Source organism: Variovorax soli NBRC 106424 (assembly GCF_001591385.1).
Lineage (GTDB): Bacteria > Pseudomonadota > Gammaproteobacteria > Burkholderiales > Burkholderiaceae_C > Variovorax > Variovorax soli.
On the sequence record NZ_BCUU01000031.1, the window covers coordinates 1 to 25,670 of the forward strand.

Annotated in this window: 27 protein-coding genes and 2 tRNA genes; 11 read left to right on the forward strand and 18 right to left on the reverse strand. The window is 66.4% G+C overall.

The window, feature by feature from the left end; genetic code table 11:
- The 4 genes from VSO01S_RS11360 to hemP all read left to right on the forward strand — a co-directional run.
- Nucleotides 1–333: energy transducer TonB (locus tag VSO01S_RS11360; RefSeq protein WP_245684183.1), on the forward strand; the 333-nt coding region annotated here is incomplete at its 5' end.
- 21 nt (nucleotides 334–354) lie between these two features.
- Complete coding sequence (locus VSO01S_RS11365) at nucleotides 355–1,074, forward strand: MotA/TolQ/ExbB proton channel family protein (protein ID WP_068642392.1); 720 nt, start codon at nucleotides 355–357, stop codon at nucleotides 1,072–1,074.
- A gap of 5 nt (nucleotides 1,075–1,079) precedes the next feature.
- Nucleotides 1,080–1,496, forward strand: coding sequence for an ExbD/TolR family protein (locus tag VSO01S_RS11370; RefSeq protein ID WP_068642394.1), 417 nt, complete (start codon nucleotides 1,080–1,082; stop codon nucleotides 1,494–1,496).
- Nucleotides 1,497–1,637: 141 nt separating this feature from the next.
- Nucleotides 1,638–1,805: a hemin uptake protein HemP gene (gene hemP / locus VSO01S_RS11375; RefSeq protein WP_245684184.1), complete on the forward strand. Its 168-nt coding sequence runs from the start codon at nucleotides 1,638–1,640 to the stop codon at nucleotides 1,803–1,805.
- A gap of 175 nt (nucleotides 1,806–1,980) precedes the next feature.
- Here the strand turns inward: hemP and VSO01S_RS11380 are convergent, their stop codons facing one another.
- Nucleotides 1,981–2,388: a GlcG/HbpS family heme-binding protein gene (locus VSO01S_RS11380; protein WP_068642472.1), complete on the reverse strand. Its 408-nt coding sequence runs from the start codon at nucleotides 2,386–2,388 to the stop codon at nucleotides 1,981–1,983.
- Nucleotides 2,389–2,560: 172 nt separating this feature from the next.
- Between VSO01S_RS11380 and VSO01S_RS11385 the strand changes: the two genes are divergently transcribed.
- Entirely contained in the window at nucleotides 2,561–3,262 is a 702-nt protein-coding gene (locus tag VSO01S_RS11385) for a Bax inhibitor-1/YccA family protein (protein ID WP_068642398.1), read from the forward strand.
- Nucleotides 3,263–3,334: 72 nt separating this feature from the next.
- On the opposite strand, the gene rlmD is transcribed toward VSO01S_RS11385, so the two are convergent.
- From rlmD to surE, 5 genes are read right to left on the reverse strand one after another with little or no spacing between them, the layout of a single operon-like run.
- Nucleotides 3,335–4,795, reverse strand: a complete 1,461-nt coding sequence (rlmD, locus tag VSO01S_RS11390; RefSeq protein WP_068642399.1) for a 23S rRNA (uracil(1939)-C(5))-methyltransferase RlmD — start codon at nucleotides 4,793–4,795, stop codon at nucleotides 3,335–3,337.
- Nucleotides 4,796–4,841: 46 nt separating this feature from the next.
- Nucleotides 4,842–5,885 carry a sigma-70 family RNA polymerase sigma factor gene (locus VSO01S_RS11395; protein ID WP_068642401.1) on the reverse strand — a complete coding sequence of 348 codons (1,044 nt, stop codon included), beginning with the start codon at nucleotides 5,883–5,885 and terminating at the stop codon, nucleotides 4,842–4,844.
- A gap of 4 nt (nucleotides 5,886–5,889) precedes the next feature.
- A complete protein-coding gene (locus tag VSO01S_RS11400) occupies nucleotides 5,890–6,837 on the reverse strand; it encodes a peptidoglycan DD-metalloendopeptidase family protein (protein ID WP_068642403.1) in 948 nt (315 codons plus the stop codon).
- A 12-nt stretch (nucleotides 6,838–6,849) separates the two neighbouring features.
- On the reverse strand, nucleotides 6,850–7,668 hold the full coding sequence (locus tag VSO01S_RS11405) for a protein-L-isoaspartate(D-aspartate) O-methyltransferase (protein WP_084241825.1): 819 nt from the start codon (nucleotides 7,666–7,668) through the stop codon (nucleotides 6,850–6,852).
- Between the two features lie 8 nt (nucleotides 7,669–7,676).
- Nucleotides 7,677–8,438 (reverse strand): 5'/3'-nucleotidase SurE, encoded by a 762-nt coding sequence (gene surE, locus VSO01S_RS11410; RefSeq protein ID WP_068642407.1) that lies wholly within the window; start codon nucleotides 8,436–8,438, stop codon nucleotides 7,677–7,679.
- 102 nt (nucleotides 8,439–8,540) lie between these two features.
- Here surE and VSO01S_RS11415 point away from each other — a divergent pair, with 102 nt between their 5' ends.
- The gene (locus tag VSO01S_RS11415; RefSeq protein WP_068642408.1) at nucleotides 8,541–9,527 is read left to right on the forward strand and encodes an NADPH:quinone oxidoreductase family protein; all 987 of its coding nucleotides are present in this window, start codon (nucleotides 8,541–8,543) and stop codon (nucleotides 9,525–9,527) included.
- Nucleotides 9,528–9,593: 66 nt separating this feature from the next.
- Here VSO01S_RS11415 and VSO01S_RS11420 read toward each other — a convergent pair whose 3' ends face one another.
- From VSO01S_RS11420 to VSO01S_RS11455, 8 genes are all read right to left on the reverse strand, one after another.
- Nucleotides 9,594–9,932, reverse strand: a complete 339-nt coding sequence (locus VSO01S_RS11420; RefSeq protein ID WP_068642410.1) for an H-NS histone family protein — start codon at nucleotides 9,930–9,932, stop codon at nucleotides 9,594–9,596.
- A gap of 127 nt (nucleotides 9,933–10,059) precedes the next feature.
- The gene (locus VSO01S_RS11425; protein ID WP_068642412.1) at nucleotides 10,060–11,499 is read right to left on the reverse strand and encodes an amidase; all 1,440 of its coding nucleotides are present in this window, start codon (nucleotides 11,497–11,499) and stop codon (nucleotides 10,060–10,062) included.
- A 143-nt stretch (nucleotides 11,500–11,642) separates the two neighbouring features.
- Nucleotides 11,643–11,718, reverse strand: a tRNA-His gene (locus VSO01S_RS11430).
- Nucleotides 11,719–11,762: 44 nt separating this feature from the next.
- Complete coding sequence (locus VSO01S_RS11435; protein ID WP_068642414.1) at nucleotides 11,763–13,682, reverse strand: SurA N-terminal domain-containing protein; 1,920 nt, start codon at nucleotides 13,680–13,682, stop codon at nucleotides 11,763–11,765.
- Between the two features lie 84 nt (nucleotides 13,683–13,766).
- Nucleotides 13,767–13,842, reverse strand: a tRNA-Val gene (locus VSO01S_RS11440).
- Between the two features lie 17 nt (nucleotides 13,843–13,859).
- Nucleotides 13,860–14,132: an HU family DNA-binding protein gene (locus VSO01S_RS11445; RefSeq protein ID WP_068642416.1), complete on the reverse strand. Its 273-nt coding sequence runs from the start codon at nucleotides 14,130–14,132 to the stop codon at nucleotides 13,860–13,862.
- A gap of 235 nt (nucleotides 14,133–14,367) precedes the next feature.
- Nucleotides 14,368–15,453 carry a tartrate dehydrogenase gene (locus VSO01S_RS11450; protein ID WP_068642418.1) on the reverse strand — a complete coding sequence of 362 codons (1,086 nt, stop codon included), beginning with the start codon at nucleotides 15,451–15,453 and terminating at the stop codon, nucleotides 14,368–14,370.
- Complete coding sequence (locus tag VSO01S_RS11455) at nucleotides 15,450–16,331, reverse strand: alpha/beta fold hydrolase (protein ID WP_245684185.1); 882 nt, start codon at nucleotides 16,329–16,331, stop codon at nucleotides 15,450–15,452. Before VSO01S_RS11455 ends, VSO01S_RS11450 begins: the two co-directional genes overlap by 4 nt.
- A gap of 124 nt (nucleotides 16,332–16,455) precedes the next feature.
- On the opposite strand from VSO01S_RS11455, the gene VSO01S_RS11460 reads away from it, so the two are divergent.
- Nucleotides 16,456–17,436 carry a LysR substrate-binding domain-containing protein gene (locus VSO01S_RS11460; protein WP_068642478.1) on the forward strand — a complete coding sequence of 327 codons (981 nt, stop codon included), beginning with the start codon at nucleotides 16,456–16,458 and terminating at the stop codon, nucleotides 17,434–17,436.
- On the opposite strand, the gene VSO01S_RS11465 is transcribed toward VSO01S_RS11460, so the two are convergent.
- Genes VSO01S_RS11465 through uvrC form a run of 3 tightly spaced genes read right to left on the reverse strand, consistent with a single transcriptional unit; the run spans nucleotide 17,393 to nucleotide 20,821 of the window.
- Nucleotides 17,393–18,235, reverse strand: a complete 843-nt coding sequence (locus tag VSO01S_RS11465; RefSeq protein ID WP_068642476.1) for a DMT family transporter — start codon at nucleotides 18,233–18,235, stop codon at nucleotides 17,393–17,395. The two genes, VSO01S_RS11460 and VSO01S_RS11465, sit on opposite strands and share 44 nt — an antisense overlap.
- A 41-nt stretch (nucleotides 18,236–18,276) precedes the next feature.
- Entirely contained in the window at nucleotides 18,277–18,843 is a 567-nt protein-coding gene (gene pgsA / locus VSO01S_RS11470) for a CDP-diacylglycerol--glycerol-3-phosphate 3-phosphatidyltransferase (protein ID WP_068642420.1), read from the reverse strand.
- Between the two features lie 43 nt (nucleotides 18,844–18,886).
- On the reverse strand, nucleotides 18,887–20,821 hold the full coding sequence (gene uvrC, locus VSO01S_RS11475) for an excinuclease ABC subunit UvrC (protein WP_068642422.1): 1,935 nt from the start codon (nucleotides 20,819–20,821) through the stop codon (nucleotides 18,887–18,889).
- Between the two features lie 62 nt (nucleotides 20,822–20,883).
- On the opposite strand from uvrC, the gene earP reads away from it, so the two are divergent.
- The 4 genes from earP to VSO01S_RS11495 all read left to right on the forward strand — a co-directional run bounded on the left by earP (nucleotide 20,884) and on the right by VSO01S_RS11495 (nucleotide 24,483).
- Entirely contained in the window at nucleotides 20,884–21,966 is a 1,083-nt protein-coding gene (gene earP / locus VSO01S_RS11480) for an elongation factor P maturation arginine rhamnosyltransferase EarP (RefSeq protein ID WP_068642424.1), read from the forward strand.
- Nucleotides 21,967–22,147: 181 nt separating this feature from the next.
- Nucleotides 22,148–22,702 carry an elongation factor P gene (gene efp, locus VSO01S_RS11485; RefSeq protein ID WP_068642426.1) on the forward strand — a complete coding sequence of 185 codons (555 nt, stop codon included), beginning with the start codon at nucleotides 22,148–22,150 and terminating at the stop codon, nucleotides 22,700–22,702.
- Nucleotides 22,703–22,773: 71 nt separating this feature from the next.
- Nucleotides 22,774–23,562, forward strand: coding sequence for a crotonase/enoyl-CoA hydratase family protein (locus VSO01S_RS11490; RefSeq protein ID WP_068642480.1), 789 nt, complete (start codon nucleotides 22,774–22,776; stop codon nucleotides 23,560–23,562).
- A 54-nt stretch (nucleotides 23,563–23,616) separates the two neighbouring features.
- Entirely contained in the window at nucleotides 23,617–24,483 is an 867-nt protein-coding gene (locus tag VSO01S_RS11495; protein ID WP_153305231.1) for an LOG family protein, read from the forward strand.
- On the opposite strand, the gene VSO01S_RS11500 is transcribed toward VSO01S_RS11495, so the two are convergent.
- Nucleotides 24,471–25,655, reverse strand: coding sequence for an MFS transporter (locus VSO01S_RS11500; RefSeq protein WP_084241822.1), 1,185 nt, complete (start codon nucleotides 25,653–25,655; stop codon nucleotides 24,471–24,473). The two genes, VSO01S_RS11495 and VSO01S_RS11500, sit on opposite strands and share 13 nt — an antisense overlap.
- Between the last annotated feature and the right edge of the window lie 15 nt (nucleotides 25,656–25,670).

Here is a 25,670-nt window from a genome sequence, read left to right on the forward strand (position 1 = left end):
CCTGCTCCACCGGCGCCGGCGCCCGCCCCGCCGGCTCCGCCCGCCGTGCAGCTGCCCAGTACGGACGCCGACTACGCGCAGAGTTGCAGGCCTGTGTATCCGTCCATGAGCAAGCGCCTGAGCGAGCAAGGCAGGGTCGTGGTCAAGGTGGTGGTCGGTGCGGACGGTTCGCCCAAGCAAGTCGAGATCAAGAAGTCGAGCGGCTTCGACCGCCTCGACGAGGCTGCGCGCGAAGCCATGCTGCGCTGCCGCTTCGTGCCGGGCAAGGTCAACGGCGTGGCGCAGTCCATGGCCTATGACGCGCCGGTCAATTTCGTCCTCAACAACAACTGAACTTCGCTGGAGTAGCTTCGTATGGAAACCCAATTCGGTCTCTTGCACCTGTGGACGCAGGGCGACCTCGTCACCAAGGCAGTCGCGGTGCTGCTGCTGGGCATGTCGCTGGCGTCGTGGATCGTCATCCTGGTCAAGGCGCTGGATATCGTTCGCTACAAGCGCCAGGCGCGCCGCTCTTCCGACTTCTGGCACAGCGAAGACTTCGCCACCGCCATGGAAAAGCTCGGCAAGGACAACGGCAATCCCTTCCGTGCCCTGGCATTGGAAGGCCGTGAAGCAACGGCCCACCACCGCAACACCAAGGCACATCTGCATGACACGCTGGACGTGAGCGACTGGGTGACCCGCTCGCTGCGCAACGCCATCGACGAATTCACCGCGCGCATTCAAAGCGGCCTGGCGATCCTGGCGTCGGTGGGCTCCACCGCTCCCTTCATCGGGCTGTTCGGCACGGTCTGGGGCATTTACCACGCCCTCATGAGCATCGGCACCGCCGGGCAGGCCACCATCGACAAGGTGGCGGGCCCCATCGGTGAAGCGCTGGTCATGACGGCACTGGGCCTGGCGGTGGCCATCCCTGCAGTGCTCGGCTACAACGCGCTCGTGCGTGGCAACAAGTTCGTGCTGACCAAGCTCAACAGCTTCGCGCACGACCTGCATGCCTACTTCGTCACCGGCGCCCGTGTACAGGCCGGCGGCAGCAGCGAATCCACCGTGGTTGCGCTCAAGAAAGGCTGAATGCCATGGCCTTCGGGACCCAAGACGACACCGATGACGTGATGAACGAGATCAACATGACGCCGCTGGTCGACGTCATGCTGGTGCTGCTCATCATCTTCATCATCACCGTGCCGGTGATGAAGCATGCGGTCAACATCGACCTGCCGCGCGCCAGCAGCGAGCGCGAGCAGACCAAACCGGACAACATCCTGTTCAGCGTGGCGGCCGACGGCAGCTACTTCTGGAACGAGCAGAAGATCAGCGACACCGAATTCGCCAGCCGCCTCGCCGTCGAAGCGGCCAAGGAGCCGCAGCCCGAACTGCACATCCGCGGCGACAAGGAAGTGCGCTACGAACGCGTGGCCCAGGCCATGTCGCTGGCACGCGAGGCCGGCGTGCGCAAGATCGGATTCATCACCGAGCCCAAGCCGCAACAGTAGACGGCCGAGCGTTTCGCATTTTTTTCTATCGGATCGATTGACTTTTAAATGCGAACCATTATCATTTAGCCATCGACACCGCCAAAGCTCGCCAGTCCCATGCAAATCACTCTGACCTCCATGAACGCCATCCATCGCGCGATGCCCGTCGCGGCCGGCTCGAATGAGCTTGCATCTTCCGAACGGCCGGTCACCCTGGTGGAAAGCACCGAACTGCTGCGCGGCAACAAGACGGTGGGCATTCTGCACAACGGCTCGCTCTACCGTTTGCAAGCCACCAAGCTCGGCAAGCTGATCCTCACCAAATAGCCGAATCAGCCTGCCCCTGTTTCATCGTGGGGCGACTTGAGGGGATCATTCTCCAAGGGTCGTTTTTTGCTAGCCAAAGGTTCGCCGCCGCCAAGCATTTTTTCTCACGCATTGCCCAAGGAAAAAGCCGCCGACCAGGAAGGTCGGCGGCTTTTGTTTTTGTGCGACGCCGGGATCAGAGGCCGAGAGCGGCGATGCCTGCGCGCGCGATCTGCGCGTCTTCGTTCGACTTGACGCCGCTCACGCCGACGGCACCGATCACCTGGCCGTCCTTGACGATCGGCACGCCACCTTCGAGCAGGCCCTGCACGCCGGGCGCCGTGAGGAATGCCGTGCGGCCGCCGTTGATGATGTCCTCGTAGCCCTTGCTTTCGCGGCGGCCCATGGCGGCCGTGTGAGCCTTGGCCGGCGCAATGTGCGAAGAAAGTGCGGCGGCGCCATCCAGGCGCTGCAGCCACAGCAGGTTGCCGGCGTCGTCGGCAATGGCAATGGTCACGGCCCAGTTGTTCTTGAGGGCTTCGGCTTCAGCCGCAGCGGCAATCGCCTTGACGTCGGCCAGTTCGAGATAGTGCTTGGTCTTCATGAGGTCGCTCTTGTGCAAAGTCGGGAAAACCCACGAGCATACCGCCACGCCGAAGCAGTAGCCCTACAAACTGTAGGAACAGCGCATAGCGGGTATTTGGCGAGGCGCCCCTTGCACTTGCCTAGAATGGCCCTTACCTGTCGATACGGCAGCTTACAAGGAGATCTGATCCATGAACGAACGCGTCACCACCCTGGACACTTCGCACGGTTACGGGCTCAGCCTGGACCAGGCGCAGCGTCAGCGCGTCCTGCGCAACACCTACTGGCTGCTGGCCCTGAGCCTCATTCCGACGGTGCTGGGCGCCTGGCTGGGCGTGGCCACCGGCATCACCCGCTCCCTGACGGGCGGCTTGGGCCTGATCGTTTTCCTGGGCGGCGCCTTCGGCTTCATGTTCGCCATCGAAAAGACCAAGAATTCCGGCGCCGGCGTGCCGGTTTTGCTGGGCTTCACCTTCTTCATGGGGCTGATGCTCTCGCGCCTGATCGCCGTGGTGCTGGGCTTCAAGAACGGCTCCGAACTGGTGATGACCGCCTTTGGCGGCACGGCCGGGGTGTTCCTGGTCATGGCGTCGCTGGCCACGGTCATCAAGCGCGACCTGTCGGGCCTGGGCAAGTGGCTCTTCGTCGGTGCACTGGTGCTGATGGTGGGCGCCATCATCAACGTGTTCGTCGGCTCCACGGCGGGCATGGCAGCCATCTCCGTGGCGGCCATCGGCATCTTCTCGGCCTACATGCTCTACGACCTGAAGCAGATCATCGACGGCGGCGAGACCAACTACATCAGCGCCACGCTGGCCCTGTACCTGGACCTGTTCAACGTGTTCCAGAGCCTGCTGGCCCTGCTGGGCATTTTCGGCGGCGAGCGCGACTGAGCGCCGCCTGACGCGCTGAACGAAAAAAGGGCCCCGCGGGGCCCTTTTCTCTTGGCTGCAGCTGCGGTGCGTTCAGGCCGCCAGTTCGAACACCGCCATCGATTCGACGTGCGCGGTGTGGGGAAACATGTTGATCACGCCTGCATGGGTGCAACGGTAGCCTGCCTGGTGGACCAGCAGCCCGGCATCGCGCGCCAGCGTGGCCGGGTTGCAGCTCACATACACGATGCGCCGCGGCGGCTGCCACCCACCCGGCGCTGGCGCTTCTTCAGGATGCGCCAGGCGCTCCTGATGCAGGTCCGCGAGCGCCTTGGCGAGTGCAAAGGCGCCTTCGCGCGGCGGGTCGACCAGCCACCGATCTGCGTAGCCGTCGCGCACCAGCATCTCGGGCGTCATGTCGAACAGGTTGCGTGCCACGAAAGTGGTGGGGCAGAAACTGCGGCCTCCACCTGCGGCTGCCGCCTTGTTGGCCTGGTAGTTGTCGGTGGCACGACCGACCAGAGTGTCGCTGCCTTCGATGCCCAGGACTTCGCGCGCCTGCGTCGCCAGGGGCAAGGTGAAATTGCCCAGACCGCAGAACCAATCAATCACGCGCTCATTCTTCTGCACGTCCAGCAGCCTCAAGGCCCGTGTCACCAGCGCGCGGTTGATGTGCGGATTGACCTGGGTGAAGTCGGTGGGCTTGAAGGGCATGCGCACACCGAAGTCGGGCAGCTCGTAATGCAGCATCGGGCTGTCCTCGTCCAGAAGACGGACCGTGTCGGGCCCTTTGGCCTGCAGCCACCATTGCACGCCCTCGTGCGCCCGGGCAAAGGCCCTGAGGCGTTCGATGTCGCCTTGGGACAGCGGCTCCAGGTGGCGCAGCACCAGCGCGATCACGCCCAGCTGGGTCGAGCCCGGCGCATCGCCGCAGGCCAGTTCGATCTGCGGGCAGGTCTCGCGGGCGTCGAGGGAACCGATCAGCGCGCGCAGCGGCAGGAGCATGGCACTCACCTGCGCTGGCAGAACGGGGCAGACCTGCATGTCGGCGATGTAGCGGCTCTTGCGCTCATGGAAGCCGATCAGCACCACGCCCTTCTTGATCACGTAGCGCACCGACAGGCGGGCGCGATAGCGGTAGTTCCAGGCCGGCCCCTCGAGCGGCCGAAGCATGTTCTCGGCCTTGACCTTGCCCAGGTGCCAGAGCTGGTCTTCCAGCGCGCGCTGCTTGACCGCCACTTGGGCCGCCGCGTCGAGGTGCTGCATCTTGCAGCCGCCGCAGGCGCCTGCATGCAAGCCGAAGTGCGGGCAACCGGGTCGCACGCGCTGCGAAGACTCGCGCCGCATGGCGGTCAGTACGCCCTGCTCCCAGTTGTTCTTCGTGCGCAGGAGCTTGAACTGCACGTCCTCGAAGGGCAGCGCGCCTTCGATGAACACCACCTTGCCATCGGGTTTGCGAGCCACGCCCTGCGCGTCCAGGTCCAGCGATTCGACCTGCAGCCATTCGCCGTCCTCGTGGGAGGCCGCATCCTTCTTCTGTTTGGAATCCGTCATGCCTCGATTGTCTCAGGCGCCGGCAGGCGCCATGGCGGGGCGCAGGCTAGAACAGGGCGTCGCGCCCGACGCCGGAGCGGGCCAGCTGGCGCCTCATCTTCGCCAATGCCTCGTTCTGAATCTGACGCACCCGCTCGCGCGTCAGGCCCAGGCGCACGCTCAGGACCTCCAGGGTTTCCGGCTCCCGGTCGTGCAGGCCGTACCGGCCTTCCAGCACCTCGCGCTCACGTTCGCTGAGCGCCTGAATCCACTGGTTGAGCAGCCGCTCGACTTCATGTGCCTGGGCCACGCCGGTTGGGTCGCCCTCCTCATCGTCCGATGCCACCGTGTCGGCCAGCGTGAAGCCTGGCTCGCCGTGGTCGCCGGCCGCGTCCAGCGAACGGGGCGCCTCGGCCAGCGCCAGCAGCTCGGCGACCTCCTGAGGTTCCCGCCCCAGAAGCGCGGCCACGTCCTCCACGCGCACGCCATCGGGGCGGCTTTCGGCAAACTTCGGATCGGCTTCCAGCGATCGGCGCGCGCGCAGCACCTGCTGCAACTCGCGCACCACATGCACGGGCAGACGGATGGCGCGGCTTTGCATCATGGCGGCCCGCTCGACCGACTGGCGGATCCACCAGGTCGCATAAGTCGAGAAGCGAAAGCCTCTTTCGGGCTCGAACTTGGTGATGGCATGCATCAGGCCCAAGTTGCCCTCTTCGATCAGGTCGATCAAGGGCACGCCCCGGCCGAGATAGCCCTTGGCGATGTTGACCACCAGCCGCAGGTTGTGCTCGATCATCGACTGCCGCGCCGAGAAATCGCCCGCGCGCGCAGCGCAGGCGCAGCGGTATTCCTCTTCTGGCGTGAAAAGCTCGGTGCGCCGTACTTCGCTCAGGTAGTGCGTGAGCGAATCGCCGCCCTCGCCCGATGGCACTGCAGACAGCCCCTTCAGGGTGGCATCTGCGCCATCGATCAAAGAATCTGGCCCTACCGATGCACCGGCGTTTTCGCCCGCACTGGGCAGGGCGTGGCGCTCGGCGCCCGGTTCGCCTCGGCCTTGGCCCGCAGACCCGCGCGCAACCCGAATGCGGCGGATTCGCGGGGCGGCCATGGCATCACCGTGACGGCAGGTAGCGCGCCGGGTCGACTGGCTTGCCCTGGCGGCGGATCTCGAAGTGCAGCTTCACGCGGTCAGCGTCGCTGTTGCCCATTTCGGCAATCTTCTGGCCCTTTTGCACCGACTGGTCTTCCTTCACCAGCAGCGCCTGGTTGTGCGCATACGCGGTGAGGTAGGTGTTGTTGTGCTTGAGGATGATGAGGTTGCCATAGCCGCGCAAGCCGGCGCCGGCGTACACCACCCGACCATCGGCAGCGGCAAGCACCGGATCCCCGGCACGGCCGCCGATGTCCAGGCCCTTGTTCTTCACTTCATCGAAGCCAGCGAGGAGCTGCCCCTGGGCCGGCCAGATCCAGCCCACGTCGTCGTCACCCGATGCGGTCGCCGGAGGCGTCGGCTTGGTCGGCGCGGCGGTCGATGGCGTCGTGGTCGCAGGCGAAGAGGACGGCGGCGCCACAGCCACGGCGGTGCCGGCCGCAGCAGCGCCGGTGGTGGCGACGCCAGGCGTGCTGGTGCCCGTAGTGCTACCAGCCGCCACGACCGGGGTAGTCGCCGCAGGCGTGCCGCTCACTGGCGGAATCACGCGCAACACCTGGCCGACTTCGATGAGATTGGCGTTCTCGAGGTTGTTCCACTTGACGATGTCGCGCCAGTTCTGTCCCGTTTCCAGGCCGATGCGCATGATGGTGTCGCCGGGACGCACGGCGTAGTAGCCAGGCTTGCCGTAGTTCTCGATGCCGGGCAGCGGCTTGCCATTGGCATCGACGGTGATCGGCGGGACCGGCATGCCAGGCGTCGCCGGCGTGGCGGAACCGGCGGGCGTTCGGCTCGCACCGCCACGGTCTTCAACAGGAGCAGGCGTGCGGGGACTGGTGCAGCCAGAAAACACGAGCAACACAGCCAGCCAGGCGCTGACGATAGAAGCTCGACGACCAAGACCCTGCATGCATTTCCTCCATTAAGCAATCCCGGATTTTAGGGGGACAAAGTGAACCGCCTCAAGAACGCGTCTCTGTACCCCCGAAGGGCCGCGATCGATGACGACGAGGGCCTGCCCTCCATCGGCCGATCGCGTCGGCGCCACGATGCGGCCACCCACTGCCAGTTGGGCGATCCAGGCATCCGGCACGGCATCGCCGCCGGCTGCGGCAATGATGCCTGCATAGGGTGCGCCCTTCGCATAGCCCAGCATGCCGTCGCCGAGCAGAAGATGAACGGTGGCCAGGCGGAAGTGGCGCAGATTGGCGCGCGCGCGCTCGTTCAGCCCGCGCAGCCTTTCGATGCTGTACACCTCGCTGGCCACATGGCTGAGCACCGCTGCCTGATAGCCGCAGCCGGTGCCGATCTCCAGGACGCGGCCTAGCCGCGCGTCGGCCTGGCCGTTCAAGGCCGGGGCCCCCAGCAGCAATTCGATCATGCGCGCCACCACGCTCGGCTTGGAGATGGTCTGGCCCAGGCCGATGGGCAGGCTCGTATCTTCGTAGGCCTGGTTGACCAGCGCGCTGTCGACGAAGCGATGTCGCTCGACGCTCGACATGGCGCGCAGGACCCGCGCATCGGCAATGCCTTGCGAGGCCAGTTTCTGCACCATGCGGGCACGCACGGCGTCCGAAGCCATGGACGGGGTCGCCGGAATCGGCGCAGCAACAACTGCCGCAGCACCTCTGGTGCCCGGCTTGGGTGGCATGCCTGCAGGCACCTTGGCAGCACGCGCGCCAGGGCCTGGCGCAGGTGCCGACGTCGTCAGCCGGGCAGGAAAGCCAGGGCGCGGCTTCACACCGCCGCTCACTGCGCGCCCAGCCGCATGACCGCTTCGCCCCAGTGGCCCAGGCGGGCATGGTCGGTCAGGTCGATCTGCAAGGGCGTCAGGGCCACGTGGCCTGCCGCAGTGGCGTGGAAGTCGGTGCCTTCGCTGCTGTCCTTGGCACCTCCGGCCCCGGCGATCCAGTACATGGTCTCGCCGCGCGGACTGTCCTGCGTGATGACGCGCTCGGCCGCATGGCGCCGGCCCAGCCGGCAGACCTTCACCGGCTTGAGTTCTTCGAGCGGCAGGTTCGGCACGTTGACATTGAGCAGCCACGGCTCGCCCTTGAGCATGCCTTCGCGTTCGATCTGCTGGACCAGGCGCCGCGCCACTTGTGCCGCCGAATCGATGTGTTGCCATCCCTTCTGGATTTGCGAGAACGCAATGGCCGGCACGCCGAAGAGATAGGCCTCCATCGCCGCGCCCACGGTTCCGGAGTAGATCGTGTCGTCGCCCATGTTGGCACCGTTGTTGATGCCCGAGACCACCAGGTCCGGCCGATAGTCCAGCAAGCCCTTGAGCGCAATGTGCACGCAGTCGGCCGGCGTGCCGGTGACATAGCGAAAGCCGTTGTGCGCCTCGTGCACATACAGTGGCGCGGCCAGCGTGAGCGCGTTGGACTTGGCGCTGTTGTTGTGCTCGGGGGCAATGACCTCGACCTCGGCAATGTCCTTCAACGCCGCATGCAATGCGACGATGCCGGGCGCCTGATAACCATCGTCGTTGGAAATGAGAATTTTCATGGGCGTCAATCGATGTGCCATTCTAGGATGCGCGCGGTCACGGCTGAGACATTGGCCGGGTCCAGCCGCTCTTATCATGGCCGCCCGAATTAGGAGACCTCCATGCATGCATGGCTTTGCGAAAACCCGACCGGCGTCGACGCGCTGAACTGGAAAGAACTGCCTACGCCGCAACCCGGCCCCGGCCAGGTGCTGATCGAAATCAAGGCGGCCAGCCTGAATTTCCCGGATCTGCTGATCGTGCAGAACAAGTATCAAATGAAGCCGCCGCTTCCTTTTGTGCCGGGCTCCGAATATGCGGGCGTGGTGCAGGCCGTGGGGGAAGGCGTCACCCACTTGAAGGTCGGCCAAAACGTGGCGTGCCTCTCGGGCACCGGCGGATTTGCAACGCACACGCTGGCACCTGCCGCTTTGTGCATGCCGTTGCCCGATGGCTTTGGCTATGTGGATGCCGCCGCATTCATCATGATTTACGCCACGTCCTGGCATGCATTGATGGATCGCGCGCAACTCAAGGCCGGAGAAACTGTGCTGGTGCTGGGCGCCGCGGGTGGTGTCGGGACCGCCGCCATTCAAATTGCAAAGGCGGCAGGCGCCAAGGTGATTGCCGCGGCGTCGTCCGACGAAAAATGCGCGCTGTGCAAATCGATCGGCGCCGATGCCACCATCAACTACAGCACGCACGCGGTGCCCAACGCATTTCGCGAAGCAATCAAGACGGCCACGGACGGCAAGGGCCCGGACGTCATTTACGATCCGGTCGGCGGTGATTTCGCCGAGCCCGCATTTCGTTCGATCGCATGGCGGGGCCGCTATCTCGTCGTGGGTTTTGCTTCGGGACCGATACCGGCACTGCCCTTCAATCTGCCGCTGCTCAAGGGAGCGTCGGTGGTCGGCGTCTTCTGGGGCGATTTCGCCAAGCGTGAACCCAGGGCGAACGCCCAGATGATGGCGGAATTGGCCAGCTGGTATGGCCAGGGCAAGGTCAAGCCGGTGATCGATCGCACCATGCCCATGTCGCAATTGAAGGAGGCCTATGCCCACATGGGCTCGCGCGCAGTGATGGGCAAGCTGGTCATGGTGAACTGACGCTCGCCCACGGCAGCCAGAAAAAAAGCCCGCGAATGCGGGCTTTTTATTTGGAGTCGGCCACTCTTACTTGATCTCGAAATCCGAAAGCGACTTGCCGGCCGCCAGCGCTTCGGTCACCCAACGCGGCTTGCGGCCGCGGCCACCCGACCAGGTTTCTCCCGTGGGCCCGCGGTATTTCGCTGCACCGCGCGAGGAGGCCACAGAACCAGCGCGTCGTCCAGGGACGCGGCTGGTCAACTTGAGGTCCGAAGCAGTAATACCATATTCCGCAATCTTCTTGCGGATCTCCTCGATCACTCCGGAGCGTTCCTGATTGCGGAGTTGTTCGGCCTGCATGCGCAATTGTGCGATCTGCTCGTCGTGCTTTTTGATCTGGGAATTGATATCGGCAAGGGTGGTCATTCCGGATTCCTCGAATTGAAACGGGAAAAATTGTAATTCAAGACCACGAAAAAAAACAACAACCGGAGAATCCGGGTAAAAAGCAAGTGCTAATGGACCTTTGGTTCGCAATGGCCAGCAAACGAACTCAGTGGGGGTCCGGTGGACGGCGCCGGATCACATCCCCCATCAATTGCTCATAAATGGCTGCCAATTGCAGCAGTTCGGCCTCGCCGCCTGGTTTGCCAATGAGTTGGAGCCCCATCGGCAGGCGCTCGGCAGGGTCAAAACCGGCCGGAACGCTCATGGCCGGCAAGCCCGCAAAAGTGGCATAAAGCGTCACTTCCATCCATCGGTGGTAGGTATCCATCGGCCGGCCCGCAATTTCGCGCGGCCAGCGCTCGCGAATGTCGAAAGGCCAGACCTGGGCCGATGGCAAGGCCAGCACGTCGAAGCGCTCCAGCAATGCCAGCATCTGGCCGTGAAAGGCGCTGCGCGCCTGGCTGGCGTGCATGAATTGCGAGAAGCTGAGATCGGCGGCACTGTCGTGCTCCCAAAGTGCCTCGGGCTTGACGCTGCCGCGCGCGCCGGGCTGGGCCAGCACGGCGCCGACGGCAGACGCCACGAGTGCGCGGCGCCAGACCAGCCACGCCTGCCACACCGCCTCGGGTTCGAAGCCTGGCGCCACTTCTTCGACGTGCGTGCCCGCGCTGGCCAGCACGCCCAGCGCCTGCTCGCACACGGGCAGAACCCCGGGCTCGATCGCCAGGTAGCCGCCCAGGTCGCCGAGCCAGCCGACGCGAAGCTGCGCAGGTTCCGGCAGGCGGATCGGAACGAAGCTCTGCGGCCCCTGCGCGATGGACAGGGGTACCCGCGCGTCATGGCCCGCCTGGACCGACAGCAGTTGTGCCAGGTCGCGAACATTTCGCGCCATGGGGCCATCGGTGGCCAGCTGATTCACCCAGATTTCAGGCTTGGGCCAGCCCGGCACCCGGCCCTGGCTCGGACGCAGGCCGAAGACGTTGTTCCATGCCGCCGGATTGCGCAGCGATCCCATGAAATCAGAGCCGTCGGCCACGGGCAACAGCCGATGCGCCAGCGCCACCGCCGCACCGCCGCTGCTGCCGCCTGCTGAACGCTGCGGATCCCAGGCATTGGCGGTGGGGCCGAAGAGTTCGTTGAAGGTGTGCGATCCGAGGCCGAACTCCGGCATGTTGGTCTTTCCGATCACGATGCAGCCCGCGGCCTTCATGCGTGCCACATAGAGACTGTCGACCGCAGGCGTCGCCTGCTCGAGCACGCGACTGCCCAGGGTGGAGGGAAATCCCAGCGCATGGGCCGTGTCCTTGATGGCCTGCGGCATGCCATGCATCCAGCCGCGCGACTCGCCGCGCGCCAGCTCGGCATCGCGCTCGTCGGCCTGCTCGAGCAGCGGCTCCGGGGGCGCCAGATTGACGATGGCGTTGAAGCGCGGATTGAGCCTGTCGATGCGTGCCAGGTAGGCCTGCATCACCTCGCGGCAGGAAAGCTTGCGGGCATGGATGGCGCGCGAGAGCGCGTCGGCGTCGAGTTCGGTGGGATCAGCCATGGCCGCATGTTAGTTGCGACGCTGACGATGTTCTTTTGATCTTCGGTGCGCCGGGCCTCGCCGCGCAATCCAGGTACAAGGGGCACCCTGTACCCGCGCACAAATGAAAACAGGCGCCGCGGGGGCGCCTGTTCAATGCTATTTGGGGTGGCTGATGGGACTCGAACCCACGACGACCAGAATCACAATCTGGGACTCTACCAGCTGAGCTACAGCCACCGTTTGAGAAGCTCGCTATTGTAGCCTGAAATTTCGCGACTCCATCAGCGGGCTGCGGCAGGCAGTGCCTCGGCCACACGCGGCACCAGGATCTGCGCCTTGTAGCGCGCCTTGAGCAGCTCGTAGTAGGCCAAGTCTTCCGCGCCTGCCACCGACTGTGTGATCTGCGCGGCCTCGCGCTGGGCCACCTCGGGCGCAGCCGCCTCGCGGGGCAGCGACTTGTTCACGCGCAGCACGGCGTAACCCTGCGCCGCAAGGTTCACCCCGACCCACGCGGGCAGCTTGGTGCCGTCGGCGCGCAGGGCGCCATCGACCAGCTGCTGCGACTGTCCTTGCGTGTCGGTGCGGGACAGGACGAGCGGCGAACCCAGTTGAGCGCTCTTCGGATCGGCCTGCCACGCAGCCAGCTTGGCCTCGCCTTCCTTGCGCGCGAGTTCGGCTGCGCGCACGTTCACCAGTTGCGCGCGAACCTGCTCCTTGACCTCGGTAAAGGGCAAGGTGCGCGCAGGTGCGTACTGGGTGATGCGGCCTGCGGCCAACTGATTGGCACCGACCTCGACGGCTTCGGTGTTGTGCTTGCGCTCGAGCGAATCGGGCGCAAACAGCGCATTCAGGAAATTGCGGTTGCTCAATGCGCCGGCGGCGCCTGGCGCCGGCTGGCGGCCCACCTTGGTCGCGGTCTGGACCGTCAGCTTGAGCTTGTCGGCCGCCGGCTGCAGGCTGTCGGCCTGCTGGTAGACCGCGTCGCTGAAGGCTTCCGCGGCCTTGGCGAACTCCGCCGTGGCCTGCTGTGCGCGCAGGTCGTTCTCGATGGAGGCACGCACCTTGTCGAAGGGCGGCACCACACCCGGCTTGATGTCATCCAGCTTGATGATGTGATAGCCGAATTCGGTTTCGACCACCTTGCTGGAGATTTCGCCCTTCTTGAGCGCGAACACCGCATCTTCAAAAGGCTTGACCATGGCGCCGCGGGTGACGAAGTCGAGGTCGCCGCCCTTCTCGGCCGAGCCGGGGTCCTGGGAGTTCTTGCGTGCCACGTCGGCGAACGTAGCCGGCGCGGCCAGCACCTGGGCCAGCAACTCTTCCGCCTTGGCCTTTGCCTTGGCCTTCTCGTCGGCCGAGGCAGTGCTGGGAGCGGTGATCAGGATGTGGCTGGCGCGGCGCTCTTCGGGCGTACCCAGGCGCGCGCTGTTCTGTTCGTAGTAGGTCTTGAGGTCCGCCTCGTTGACGGAGATGCCCTTCTTCACCGCGTCCATGTCCAGCACGACGTACTGGATGCTGGCTTCTTCGGGCGCCTGGAACTGCGCCACATGCTCCTTGTAGTAGCTCTCCAGTTCGGCGTCGCTCACGCTGACCTTTGAGGCGAAGTCCTCGGGCTTGAAGCGCGCCAGCTGCACTTCGCGGCGCTCATAGAAGGCGCCCACGGTGGCGTCCGCCTGCGCCTTGGACACGAAGGCACCGGCATGCACGCCGAGCATGACCTGCTGCGTGGCCATTTCGCCGCGCACGGCCGCCTCGTACTGTTCGGGCGTCTGGCCGGTGGCGCGCATGAAGAGTTCGCGGTCGAACTTGCCGTCGGGCTTGCGGAAGCTGGCCAGGCCCGGCTCCTGCGCAAAGTAGCGCGCCAGGCGCTCGTCGGGCACCGACAGGTGCGACTTGGCCGCTTCGGCGGCCAGAACGCGCTCGCGCACCATGCGCTCGAGCGTGCCGTAGCGCGCCATATCGGAATCGAGCACGGCGGCGTCGATGTTGGGCATTTGCTGGCGGATGCGGTCCACCTCGTTGCGGTGACGCGCATCCCACTCGGGCCGGGTGATGTCGCGGCCGTCGACCTTGGCGACCACCTCGCCCTTCTGGTTGCCATCCATGAACCGCTCCACGCCGAAGAGCACGAACGAAGGGATGATCAGCAAGAACAAGACCACCATCATGACCTTGTTGTACTTGCGGAAGAAATCAAACATGCTTTGTCACTCTTTCATGGGTGGACGCCTTTGGGCGGCCCAACAAAAAAGGCGAACAACTCGTTCGCCTTTGCTTGCTTCGGGTGGTGGGTGCTGAGGGGTTCGAACCCCCGACCTACGCCTTGTAAGGGCGCCGCTCTACCAGCTGAGCTAAGCACCCCACCGTAAACCTTCGCCTTAGTTCAGCGCGTCTTTCAGCGCCTTGCCGGGACGGAACTTCGGGATCTTGGCGGCCTTGATTTTAATCGCAGCGCCGGTACGCGGATTGCGGCCGGTGCGGGCAGCGCGCTTGCCGACCGCGAAAGTACCAAAACCGACGAGCGAAACGGAGTTGCCCTTTTTCAGCGTGGTGCGGATCGCGCCGATGGTCGACTCGAGTGCGCGGGTGGCCGCTGCTTTGGAAATGTCTGCGTTCTTTGCGATGTGCTCAATCAGTTCGGTTTTGTTCACAAGGGCCCCTTGTCGAAAAAAGTTGGTCGGAATGATTCGTCAACTGCAAAGCCATCCGTACGGCAATATCGCTCGGGATATCACTCGTGGCATGGCGATGGAGGAGGAGATCTGACACATTGGCAGCGCACTGCCAACAAGCATTAAAGCCACTGGTCTACGGGGTGTCAATAAGGCTCAACGACTTGCAAACCAGCGAGAGCCGCGATTCTAGATGTGTTTCGTGCGGTCCTTCTCAAAGGGCCTGTTCAATCGCACGGCCGAGGTCGCTGGTCGTTGCATTTCCGCCGATATCGGGCGTCTTGGGCGCGCCGCTTGCGGGCGCCAGAACCTTCTCGATGGCGGCAAGGATCGCGTCATGGGCGTTCTTGTGACCCAGGAACTCCAGCATCATCGCGCCGCACCAGATCTGGCCGATCGGGTTGGCGATGCCCTTGCCCGCAATGTCCGGCGCCGAACCGTGCACGGGCTCGAACAGCGAGGGCATCGTGCGATCCGGATTGAGGTTCGCACTGGGTGCGATGCCGATGGTGCCGGTGCATGCCGGGCCCAGGTCCGACAGGATGTCCCCGAACAGGTTGCTGGCCACCACCACATCGAAGAAGTCGGGGCGCTGCACGAAGTGCGCAGTGAGGATGTCGATGTGGAACTTGTCCAGGTTGACGCCCGGGTAGTGCCTGGCCATTTCCGCCACGCGCTCGTCCCAGTAAGGCATGGTGATGGCGATGCCGTTGGACTTGGTCGCGCTGGTCAGGTGCTTCTTGGGCCGCGCCTCTGCGAGTTCGAAAGCGAACTTCAGCACGCGGTCGACGCCGTGGCGCGACATCACCGTTTCCTGCATGACGATCTCGCGCGGCGTGCCGGGGAACATGCGCCCACCGATGCTGGAGTATTCGCCCTCGGTGTTCTCGCGCACGATGTACATGTCGATTTCACCCGGCTGGCGCGGGCTGCCGTCGCGCCGCACCACCGGCGCGATGATGCCGGGCATGAGCCGCGCCGGGCGCAGGTTGACGTACTGGTCGAACTCGCGCCGGAACAGCAGCAGCGAGCCCCACAGCGACACGTGGTCGGCAATCTTCTCGGGCCAGCCCACCGCGCCGAAGTAGATGGCGTCGTGGCCCCCGATCAGATCCTTCCAGTTGTCCGGCATCATCTGGCCGTGCTTCTCGTAGTAGTCCCAGCTCGAGAAGTCGAAATGGTCGAAGTGCAGGTCGATGCCGAACTTGCGCGCCGCCGCGTCCACCACGCGCAGGCCCTCGGGCATGGTCTCCTTGCCGATGCCATCGCCGGCGATGACTGCGATCTTGCGGGTGCTCATGGTCTCGATCCTTCTCGTGATGATGATGTAGGTGCAAAAAACTCGAAGGCCTCGGCGAGCAGCTCGCCCGGCGCTTCTTCGGGAATGTAGTGGCCGCACGGCAGCGCGCGGCCGTCGACCTGCCCGGCGCGCTCGCGCCACAGCGCCAGCACATCGAAGCAGCGGCCCACGGCGCCATGCGCACCCCACAAGACGCGAAGCGGCATCGGAAGGCGCGCACCGGCGGCGATGTCCGCCCGGTCGTGCTCGAGGTCGATGCCCGCCGAGGCGCGGTAGTCCTCGCAGATCGATTCTGCCGTGCCGGCGATGGCGGCGCAGCGCTCGTACTCGGCGAGCGCCTCGGGCGCGAACGGCGCCAGCCCGGCATGCCGTGCTCCCATCACGCTGCGGATGTAGCGCACCGGATCGGAGGCGATCAGCGCCTCGGGCAAGGGCGGCGGCTGGATCAGGAAGAACCAGTGCCAGTAGGCGCGGGCAAAGGCTTCGCCGGTTTGCTCGTACATGGCGAGCGTGGGCGCGACGTCCAGCAGCAGCATCCGGTCCACCGCCGCCGCATGGTCGGCCGCCAGGCGGTGCGCCACACGCGCGCCCCGGTCGTGCGCCAGGATGCCGAAGCGCTCGAAGCCGTGGTGACGCATGGCCGCCAGCGCATCGAGCGCCATTTCGCGCTTGCTGTGGTTGGCATGCGCCGGATCGGCGGGCGGGCGGCCCGAGTCGCCGTAGCCGCGCAGGTCGACGGCCACCACGGTAAAGCGCTGCGCCAGCGCGGGTGCGACGCGGTGCCAGATCAGATGGGTCTGCGGATGGCCGTGCAGCAGAAGCAGCGGCGCGCCTTGCCCGCCAATGCGGCCGTGCACACGCACGCCGCCGCGCGTGATGTCGAAGCGGGGAAAGTCGAGGAACGAGGCCGGGGCTGTAGTCACGCGGCGATTGTGCGTTGCGCCCTGGTTGCCATCAAGCAACAATGAGCCAATTCATACTTTCCCATTTGGAATGAATTCCCTGGAGCGCTCCGACCTCGAACTCGTGATGGCGATTCGCTCGCAAGGCAGCCTGGCGGGCGCGTCGCAGCTTCTGCAGGTGGTGCCTTCGGTCGTGACCAAGCGGCTCGGCGCCCTGGAGGCACGCCTCGGCCAGCGCCTGTTCGAACGCACCACCCGCCGGCTCAGCGCAACCGCAGAGGGCGAGGCCGTCTGCCGCCATGCCAAGGCGCTGCTGGAAGGATTCACCGCGCTGGAGAACGAACTGGGCGAGCGGCAGAACGAGCTGCGCGGCCCGGTGCGGCTGGCCGCCACCTTCGGCTTCGGCCGGCGTTGGCTGGGCCCGGCGCTCGCCGCGTTCCAGGCCCGGCACCCGGCCCTGCGGATCGAGTTGCAACTGACCGAGCGCCTGCCCGACCTGGGCGCGGAAGGCTTCGACGGCGCCCTGTGGCTGTGGGAGGTGCAGCAGCGCCGGGCGGCCGACTGGACTTCGCGCCGCATCGCGCGCAACCAGCGGGTGCTCGCGGCCTCGCCGCACTACCTTACACGCCGCGGCACACCGGCCTCGGTGGAGGCACTGGCTTCGCACGATTGCCTGGTGGCGCGCGAGAACGGCGAGGCCCCGCGCCAGGAATTCGCCCTGTGGACCCTGCAGCATGTTCGGGACGGCAGCACCGCCCGCGTGCGCGTGCAAGGGCCGCTGTCCAGCAACTCCGGCGAGATGGTGCGCGACTGGTGCCTGGCCGGCCACGGCATCATGCTGCGCAGCCTGTGGGATATCGGGCCGCAGTTGGTCTCCGGCGAGCTGGTCCGGGTGCTGCCGCAGTACGCCATGCCCGATGCCGACATCCATTGGGTGGCGCCATGGCGGCCCAAGACGCCGCGCCGCGTGCGGCTGCTGGTGGATCATCTGGCCGAGCAGTTTCGCGGCGAGCCCTGGAAGCCCGCAGCAGCCGGCCTCAGCGCCCCGCGCGAACGACCAGGCTCACGCCCACCGCGGTAAGCGCGGTGCCCACCACCGTGGCGACGGTGATCGGCTCGCAGAACAGCAGCCAGGCCATCAGCGCCGTCGTCGGCGGCACCAGGTAGAGCAGGCTCGTCACGGCCGTCGCAGTGCCGCGCTGGATCAGCATGTAGAGCAGCGAACTGCCCCCCAGGGACAGCGCCAGCACCGACCAGGCCATCGCGCCGACCGAATACGCGTTCCATTCGATGACCGCCGGCTCCAGCATGGCGAAGGGAAGCGTGACCACCAAGGCGGCCATCATCTGCACGGCGCTGGCGCTGCGCACGTCGCAGGGGGCGACGAAGCGCTTCTGGTAGAGCGTGCCGGCAGTGATCGCAGCCAGCGCCATCAGCGCCAGGCTCATCGTCATCAGGCTGACTTCGCTGCCTTCGCCGAACTTGCGAGACACCACCAGCACCAGCCCGGCAAAGCCCAGCACCAGGCCCAGCCACTGGCGCGGCGACACGCGGCCGCCTGTCATTGACATCCACACCGCCGTCAGCACCGGCTGCATGCCCATCAGCAGCGCCACCAGGCCCGAGCCCATGCCGGCGCGCACGGCGGCCCACACCCCGCCGAGGTAACCCGCCTGCATCAGGATGCCGGTGACCGCCAGGTGGCCCCATTGCGCGCGGCTTCGCGGCCAGGCCACGCGGGCGATCACGACCCAGGTACAGAAGCAAAGAAGCGAAAGCCCGAAGCGCACCGCCAGGAACTTGAGCGGCGGCGCGTAGGGCATGCCATAGCGCGCCACGATGAAGCCCGTGCTCCAGATCAGCACGAACACCGCCGGCATGGCCCGCACCCAACCCGGCGTGCGGGCTGCGGGCGCGCTGCTCACTTGGCGCGCGCCCGGATTTCGGGAATGGCCTTTTGCAGGTAGTAGACCATCGACCAGACGGTGAGCACCGCCGAGATCCAGATCAGCCAATGGCCCCACAGGCCGGTGTCGATCACGCCCCACAGCACGCCGTTGTAGAGCAGGAAGGGAATGGCCACCATCTGCACCGTGGTCTTGACCTTGCCGATCATGTGCACGGCCACGCTCTTGCTCGCGCCGATCTGCGCCATCCATTCGCGCAGGGCCGAAATGGCGATTTCGCGGCCGATGATGATGAGCGCCACGAACACGTCGGCGCGCTGCAGGTGCACCAGCACCAGCAGCGAGGCGCACACCAGGAACTTGTCGGCCACCGGGTCGAGGAAGGCGCCGAAGGCCGAGGTCTGGTTCAGCCGCCGGGCCAGGAAGCCGTCGAGCCAGTCGGTGGCGGCGAAGACGATGAACATCACGGTGGCGATCAGATTGCGCACCGGTTCGGCCAGGGGCAGGTAGAACACACCAACAAGCAACGGGATCGCGACGATGCGCGTCCAGGTCATGATGGTGGGCAGGGTCCAGAACATTGGGGCGATTGTGGCATGCAGCCGCAGGTGTTCCGGATGGAGCCTAGTGCAATGCCCGGTAGATTTCCTCGGCCAATTCGAAGGCGATGCCGTCCACCGAGGCCAGGTCTTCCACGCTGGCCGCCGCCACGCCGCGGATGCCGCCGAAGCGCTGCAAGAGGCGCGCGCGCCGCTTGGGACCGATGCCCGGAATGTCCTCCAGCTGGCTGCCGCCCACCCGCACCTTGGCGCGGCGCGCCCGCATGCCGGTGATGGCAAAGCGGTGCGCCTCGTCGCGGATCTGGGCGATGAGCATCAGCGCGGCCGAATCGCGGCCGAGGTAGACCTTCTCCCGGCCGTCGGCAAACACCAGTTCCTCCAGGCCGACCTTGCGCCCCTCGCCCTTTTCGACGCCCACGATCAGCGACAGGGGCAGGCCGAGTTCTGAAAAGACTTCGCGCGCCATCGACACCTGCCCCCTGCCGCCGTCGACCAGGACCAGGTCGGGCATGCGCGCACCGATCGTGCCGGGCTTGGCATCGGCGCCCGAGGCGTCGCCCGGCGTGGGCGCGTCGGATTCGGCCGCGATCGCCTCGGCCAGCTTGCCGTAGCGGCGGTGCAGCACCTGGCGCATGGCGGCATAGTCGTCGCCCGGCGTGATGCCGTCGATGTTGTAGCGGCGGTATTCGCGGTTCTGCATGGCATGGCGCTCGAACACCACGCACGAGGCCTGCGTGGCCTCGCCGGCCGTGTGCGAGATGTCGAAGCACTCCACCCTGAAGCTGTCCAGGTCGTCCGGCGCAATCTCCAGCGAATCGACCAGCGCACGGGTGCGGGCCTGCTGGGAGCCTTCCTCGGCCAGCAATCGGGCGAGCTGGATGTCGGCATTCTTCTGCGCCATGTCCATCCACAGGCGCCGCTGCCCGCGCGGCTGGAACACCGCCGTCACGCGGATGCCGGCCTGCTGCGTGACCGCCTCGACCAGTTCGCGGCCGACCTGCACGCCGACCACGAGCGTGGGCGGCACCGGCACGTCGATGTAGTGCTGCGCAATGAAGGCCTCGAGCACCTGCTGCTCGATGGGCGCGAGCACGTCCTCGTCGTCGGCGCCCATCTGCGCCGCATCGTCCACGTGCACCGGGAAGTAGGCACGGTCGCCCAGGTGGCGGCCGCCGCGCACCATGGCCAGGTTCACGCAGGCCTTGCCGCCCTGCACCTTCACCGCGAGGATGTCCACGTCCTTGTCGGAGGTGGTGCTTTCCACCGCCTGCTGGTGCAGCACGCGCGACAGGGCCGAGATCTTGTTGCGCAGCTCCGCCGCCTGCTCGAACTCGAGCTTCTCGGCATGCGCGGTCATGCGCGCTTCCAGTTGCGCCAGCACCAATTGCGAATCGCCCAGCAGGAAAGCCTCGGCATTCGCGATGTCCTGCGCGTACTCGTCCTTGCTCACCAGGCCCACGCAGGGCCCGCTGCATCGCTTGATCTGGTAGAGCAGGCACGGGCGCGTGCGGTTGCTGTAGACCGTGTCCTCGCAGGTGCGGATGCGAAACACCTTCTGCAGCAGCTGGATGGATTCCTTGACCGCCCACGCGCTCGGGTAGGGCCCGAAGTAGCGGTGCCTGCGGTCGACCGAGCCGCGGTAGTACGCCATGCGCGGAAAGTCGTGCGAGGCGATCTTCAGGTACGGATAGCTCTTGTCGTCCCGGAACAGGATGTTGTACTTGGGCTTGAGCGTCTTGATGAGGTTGTTTTCGAGCAGCAGCGCCTCGGCCTCGGTACGCACCACCGTCGTTTCCATGCGCACGATCTTGCTGACCATGTGGCCGATGCGCGTGCCGCCATGGTTCTTCTGGAAATAGCTCGATACCCGCTTCTTCAGATTGCGCGCCTTGCCCACGTACAGCACGCCGTCGGCGGCGTCGAAGTACCGATAGACGCCCGGCAGCGAGGGCAGCGCCGCCACTTCGGCGAGCAGTTGTTCCGAATGGGTTTCCGACATGCGTGGGATCTGGGAGTCTCTGTCTGTGGGCGTGGTGCGGGTGGGCTGTAGAGTATCCCGCGATGCGCTGGGACATTTTCTGCAAGGTCATCGACAACCATGGCGACTTGGGCGTGTGCTGGCGCCTGGCCCGCGCGCTCGCCCGTGGCGGCGACCCCGTTCGGCTCTGGGTCGACGACGCCTCGGCGCTGGCCTGGATGGCGCCGCAGGGCTGCCCCGGCGTCGAGGTGCTGGCCTGGGACGACAAGCCGATCGCCGCCGAACACCTGGCCACCAGCGCCGCCCCCGACGTGCTGATCGAGGCCTTCGGCTGCGACCCGGTACCGGCCGTCGTGGCGCAATTCGCCCAGGCCATGGAGAAGGACGGCCGCAAGCGCTGCTGGATCAACCTCGAATACCTTTCGGCCGAACCCTACGTCGAGCGCCTGCACGGCCTGCCCTCGCCCGTGTTCCGCGGGCCCGGCGCGGGGCTCACCAAGCACTTCTTCTATCCGGGCTTCACTTCGGCCACCGGCGGCCTGCTGCGCGAGGACGACCTGGCCGCGCGGCAGGCGGCCTTCGACCGGAAGGGCTGGCTGGCGAGCCAGGGCATCGACTGGCGCGGCGAGCGGCTGGTCTCGCTGTTCAGCTACGAGCCGCCCGCCCTGGCTTCGCTGCTGGCGCAGTTGAAATCCGCACCCGAGCCGACCCGACTGGTCGTCACCTCAGGCCGGGCCACGGCGGCGGTGCGGGCCCTGTGCCCGTCCGGCGAACCGGGCGGCGCCCTGTCGATCCATTGGCTGGCGCATGTGCTGCAGGAAGATTTCGACCACCTGCTGTGGTCGTGCGACCTCAATTTCGTCCGGGGCGAAGATTCGCTGGTGCGCGGCCTCTGGGCCGGCGCGCCGCTGGTCTGGCAGATCTACCCGCAAGACGACGACGCCCACCACGAGAAGCTCAATGCCTTCCTGGACTGGCTGCAGGCCCCGGAATCCCTGCGCCGCTTCCACCACGGCTGGAACGGTTTCGCCCGGGCGGCGCTGGCATGGCCGCAGGCCGCCGAGTTCGCCTCGTGGCGCCAGGCGGCACACGCCGCCAGGGCCCGGCTGCTGGCGCAGCCCGACCTCGTGACGAATCTCCGGCGCTTCGTCGCCCAAAAAAGCTAAAATAGGCGGCTTTGCGAATTCCGGGGCTTGCCGTTCACAGGAGCGGGCCCATATCCGGTCCATCGGAGTAATTCGCCGAACCCGCCGCGGGGTATGCGTTTAGGGCGTCCAGGGCAAGCTTTTTCAAGCACCGTCCCGACGATGCGCCAAGCGGCACATCTTCCAGACAGAGACTCGCTTTATGAAAATCGCTCAAGAAATCCGCGCCGGCAACGTCATCATGCACGGCAAGGACCCGATGGTCGTCCTCAAGACCGAATACAGCCGCGGCGGCCGCAACAGCGCCACCGTGCGCATGAAGATGAAGAGCCTGATCGCCAACTTCAACACCGAAGTGGTCTTCAAGGCCGACGACAAGATCGACCAGATCGTGCTGGACAAGAAGGAGTGCACCTACTCCTACTTCGCCGACCCCATGTACGTGTGCATGGACAGCGAATACAACCAGTACGAAGTCGAAGCCGAGAACATGGGCGACGCCCTGAACTACCTGGAAGACGGCATGCCCGTCGAAGTGGTGTTCTACGAAGGCAAGGCCATCTCGGTCGAACTGCCCACCAGCGTCGAGCGCGAAATCACCTGGACCGAGCCGGCCGTCAAGGGCGACACCTCGGGCAAGGTGCTCAAGCCCGCCAAGATCTCCACCGGCTTCGAAGTGCCGGTGCCGCTGTTCGTCTCGCAAGGCGACAAGATCGAAATCGACACCCGCACGGGCGAATACCGCAAGCGCGTCTGAGCGCTGGCCGCGTTTCCCGCACCTGCAAAAAGGGCTCCCTCGGGAGCCCTTTTCTTTTGTACGCTGCGCGCATGACAAGCTCCTTTGAAGCCAGCGTGCGCACCGAGATCGACGGCCCGGTCTGCACCATCGTCCTGAGCCGCCCGAAGCAGCGCAACGCGGTGGACGGCCCCACCGCCGCCGCGCTGCAAAAAGCCTTTGCCGACTTCGAAGCCGACCCCGCCCTGCGCGTGGCCGTGCTGTGGGGCGAACACGGCGTGTTCTGCGCCGGCGCCGACCTCACGGCGGTGAGCGATCCTGGCCGGCGCAACGAGCTCGACCCCGACGGCGGCGGCACCGGCCCCATGGGCCCGACGCGCATGGCGCTCAGCAAGCCGCTCATTGCCGCCATCAGCGGGCATGCCGTGGCCGGCGGGCTGGAGCTGGCCCTCCTGGCCGACCTGCGCGTGGCCGAGGAAGACGCCGTGCTGGGCGTCTTCTGCCGCCGCTGGGGCGTGCCGCTGATCGACGGCGGCACCGTGCGGCTGCCGCGCATCGTCGGCATGGGGCGCGCGCTGGACCTGATCCTCACCGGGCGCGCCGTGGCCGCCGACGAGGCACTCGCCATGGGACTGGTCAACCGGGTGGTGCCCGCCGGTGGGGCACGGCAAGCAGCCGAGCAGCTGGCCCGCGAACTTGCCGCCTTCCCGCAGCAATGCATGCTGGCCGACCGCGCCTCGGCCTATGCCCAGTGGGAGCTGCCCCTGGCCGAAGCGCTGCGGCGCGAAGGCCGCCAGGGCGTGCCCATCGTCGCAGCCGAAGGCGCCGCCGGCGCGGCCCGATTCGTGCAAGGTGCAGGACGGCACGGCAAGCCCGCCTGATCCACCTTGGCGCCGCCAAGGCGCAAAATGCCCGCCCGATTCTCGAAAACATTCATGCCCAACGCTACGCACAACATTCACGACAAGCGCCTGGCCGATGCCTGGGCCACCCTGCAAGCCCATGCCGACAAGGGCCTGCCCCTGGATCACGACCCGTCCCGCCTGGCCTTTGCCGACCCGGAGTTCCTGCTGCGCCGCGAGACCCGCGGCCTGCGCATGCAGCTGGAGCTGATGAAACCCGACCTGGAGATGCGCGCCCACGGCATCGAGAACACGGTCGTTGTCTTCGGCAGCGCACGCTTTCGCAGCCAGGAAGAAGCCGGCGCCATGCTGGCGCAGGCCGAAGCCGCCGGCGATCAGGCCGCCGCCGAGCGCTGGCGCAAGCTCGCCCGCGGCACGCACTACTACGAGCAGGCCCGGGCCTTCGGCGCGATGGTGGCCCACTACAGCAACGACAAGGAACCCGAGGACAAGCTCTTCGTGTGCACCGGCGGCGGCCCCGGCATCATGCAGGCGGCCAACCGCGGCGCCTACGAGGCGGGCGGCCTGAGCGTCGGCCTGGCCATCGCGCTGCCGATGGAAGAGCGGCCCAACCCCTACGTCACGCCGGCGCTGAGCTTCAAGTTCCACTACTTCGCCATCCGCAAGATGCATTTCATGATGCGGGCCAAGGCGCTGGTGGCCTTCCCGGGCGGCTTCGGCACGCTGGACGAGCTCTTCGAAGTGATGACCCTGGTGCAGACGCGCAAGTCGCGCCAGGTGCCCATCGTGCTGTTCGGCTCCGACTACTGGCGCCGGCTGATCGACTTCGACTTCCTGGTGGAAGAAGGCGTGATTTCGCCCGAGGACATCAAGCTCTTCGAGTACGTGGACACGCCCCAGGACGCCTGGGCCGCGATCGCCCGCTTCTACAAGTTGTGATCTTCGCGCGGCGGCGCCTGCAGCCGGCTCACGGCCGGCGTGCCAGCCGCCACCACGCCGCCCACCAGCCAGAACACGCCCGCAATGCCGATGGCGGCCCCCGCCGCGCCGAACACCATCGGCATGGCCACGCTCGAGGCATTGAGCGTCATCACCCGCAGCGCCAGCGCCTCGCCGTAGCGCGCCGGCGGGGTGATCTGGTGCAGCATGCTCATCACCATGGGCTGCACCGCCCCCAGCGCAATGCCCAGCAGCACCGAGCACAGGCCCATGGTCACGGCGCCGGGCATGAAGGGATAGGCGGCGAAGACGGCCGCCGTCATCACATTGGCTGCCATGATCACCTGCCGCTCGGCCAGGCGCGAGGCCACCATCGGCAGCACCACGCGGATGCCGGCCGCAGCCACCGCGAAGGCGCCGAGGATGGAGCCGATCACCGAGGCCGAGAGGCCGCGCTCGTGGCCGAGGATGGGCAGCACGAAGGTGTGCACGTCCCATGCCGCCGATTGCAGCCAGTTCACGAACAGCAGGCGACGGAACATCGGCTCGGCCAACAGGTCCCATGCGCGCAGCTTCGCGCCGCGGGCCGCCGGCGCCTCGCCCCCGCTGTCGTGTGCGGCACGCGCCAGCCACCAGCACAGCAGCGGCAGCAGGAACAGCAGGCCGAAGGCCACCCGGTAACCCAGCACGTCGCCCGGGCTGCGGCCTGCATGGTCGATCAGCAGGCCCGCGCAGAACGGGCCCATGAAGTTGGCCGCCGCGGGCGCGATCGCGAGCCAGCTGAACACCTTCTTAAGTTCGGTGGGGTTGCTGGTGGAGCGGCCCGCGTGCCGCTGCAGCGCGATCACCGTCACGCCGGTGGCGCCGCCGGTGAGGAGCGCCGCCAGGCACAGCACCGCGAAGGTCGGGAACACGGCCGCCAGGCCGGTACCGGCCGCGGCCGCAGCGACCGCGATGGCCAGCGGACGCCGAAGCCCGTGCCGGTCGGCATAGCGCCCCGCCGGCAATGCCAGGAAGACCTGCGTCAAGGCGAACAGCGACAGCAGCACGCCCACCGCAGCCGCGCTGTAGCCCTGCTGGAGCGCCAGCAGCGGCGCCGCCAGCCGCGTGCCCGTCATCGACGCATGCAGGCAGACCTGCGCGAGGATGAGGCGCAGCAGCTGCGCGTTCACCGGTCGGCCTTCGCG

Excerpts from the sequence above, each read along its gene's own strand:
- VSO01S_RS11385 (WP_068642398.1), top strand. The coding sequence starts at position 2,561 with ATGAACGAACGCGTCACCACCCTGGACACTTCGCACGGTTACGGGCTC.
- VSO01S_RS11435 (WP_068642414.1), bottom strand. The coding sequence starts at position 13,682 with ATGTTTGATTTCTTCCGCAAGTACAACAAGGTCATGATGGTGGTCTTG.
- VSO01S_RS11365 (WP_068642392.1), top strand. The coding sequence starts at position 355 with ATGGAAACCCAATTCGGTCTCTTGCACCTGTGGACGCAGGGCGACCTC.
- surE (WP_068642407.1), bottom strand. The coding sequence starts at position 8,438 with ATGAAAATTCTCATTTCCAACGACGATGGTTATCAGGCGCCCGGCATC.
- VSO01S_RS11450 (WP_068642418.1), bottom strand. The coding sequence starts at position 15,453 with ATGAGCACCCGCAAGATCGCAGTCATCGCCGGCGATGGCATCGGCAAG.
- VSO01S_RS11420 (WP_068642410.1), bottom strand. The coding sequence starts at position 9,932 with ATGACCACCCTTGCCGATATCAATTCCCAGATCAAAAAGCACGACGAG.
- VSO01S_RS11395 (WP_068642401.1), bottom strand. The coding sequence starts at position 5,885 with ATGGCCGCCCCGCGAATCCGCCGCATTCGGGTTGCGCGCGGGTCTGCG.
- rlmD (WP_068642399.1), bottom strand. The coding sequence starts at position 4,795 with ATGACGGATTCCAAACAGAAGAAGGATGCGGCCTCCCACGAGGACGGC.
- earP (WP_068642424.1), top strand. The coding sequence starts at position 20,884 with ATGCGCTGGGACATTTTCTGCAAGGTCATCGACAACCATGGCGACTTG.
- VSO01S_RS11490 (WP_068642480.1), top strand. The coding sequence starts at position 22,774 with ATGACAAGCTCCTTTGAAGCCAGCGTGCGCACCGAGATCGACGGCCCG.
- VSO01S_RS11400 (WP_068642403.1), bottom strand. The coding sequence starts at position 6,837 with ATGCAGGGTCTTGGTCGTCGAGCTTCTATCGTCAGCGCCTGGCTGGCT.
- VSO01S_RS11370 (WP_068642394.1), top strand. The coding sequence starts at position 1,080 with ATGGCCTTCGGGACCCAAGACGACACCGATGACGTGATGAACGAGATC.
- uvrC (WP_068642422.1), bottom strand. The coding sequence starts at position 20,821 with ATGTCGGAAACCCATTCGGAACAACTGCTCGCCGAAGTGGCGGCGCTG.
- efp (WP_068642426.1), top strand. The coding sequence starts at position 22,148 with ATGAAAATCGCTCAAGAAATCCGCGCCGGCAACGTCATCATGCACGGC.
- VSO01S_RS11415 (WP_068642408.1), top strand. The coding sequence starts at position 8,541 with ATGCATGCATGGCTTTGCGAAAACCCGACCGGCGTCGACGCGCTGAAC.
- VSO01S_RS11495 (WP_153305231.1), top strand. The coding sequence starts at position 23,617 with ATGCCCAACGCTACGCACAACATTCACGACAAGCGCCTGGCCGATGCC.
- pgsA (WP_068642420.1), bottom strand. The coding sequence starts at position 18,843 with ATGTTCTGGACCCTGCCCACCATCATGACCTGGACGCGCATCGTCGCG.
- VSO01S_RS11380 (WP_068642472.1), bottom strand. The coding sequence starts at position 2,388 with ATGAAGACCAAGCACTATCTCGAACTGGCCGACGTCAAGGCGATTGCC.
- VSO01S_RS11465 (WP_068642476.1), bottom strand. The coding sequence starts at position 18,235 with ATGCCGGCGGTGTTCGTGCTGATCTGGAGCACGGGCTTCATCGTGGCG.
- hemP (WP_245684184.1), top strand. The coding sequence starts at position 1,638 with ATGCCCGTCGCGGCCGGCTCGAATGAGCTTGCATCTTCCGAACGGCCG.
- VSO01S_RS11425 (WP_068642412.1), bottom strand. The coding sequence starts at position 11,499 with ATGGCTGATCCCACCGAACTCGACGCCGACGCGCTCTCGCGCGCCATC.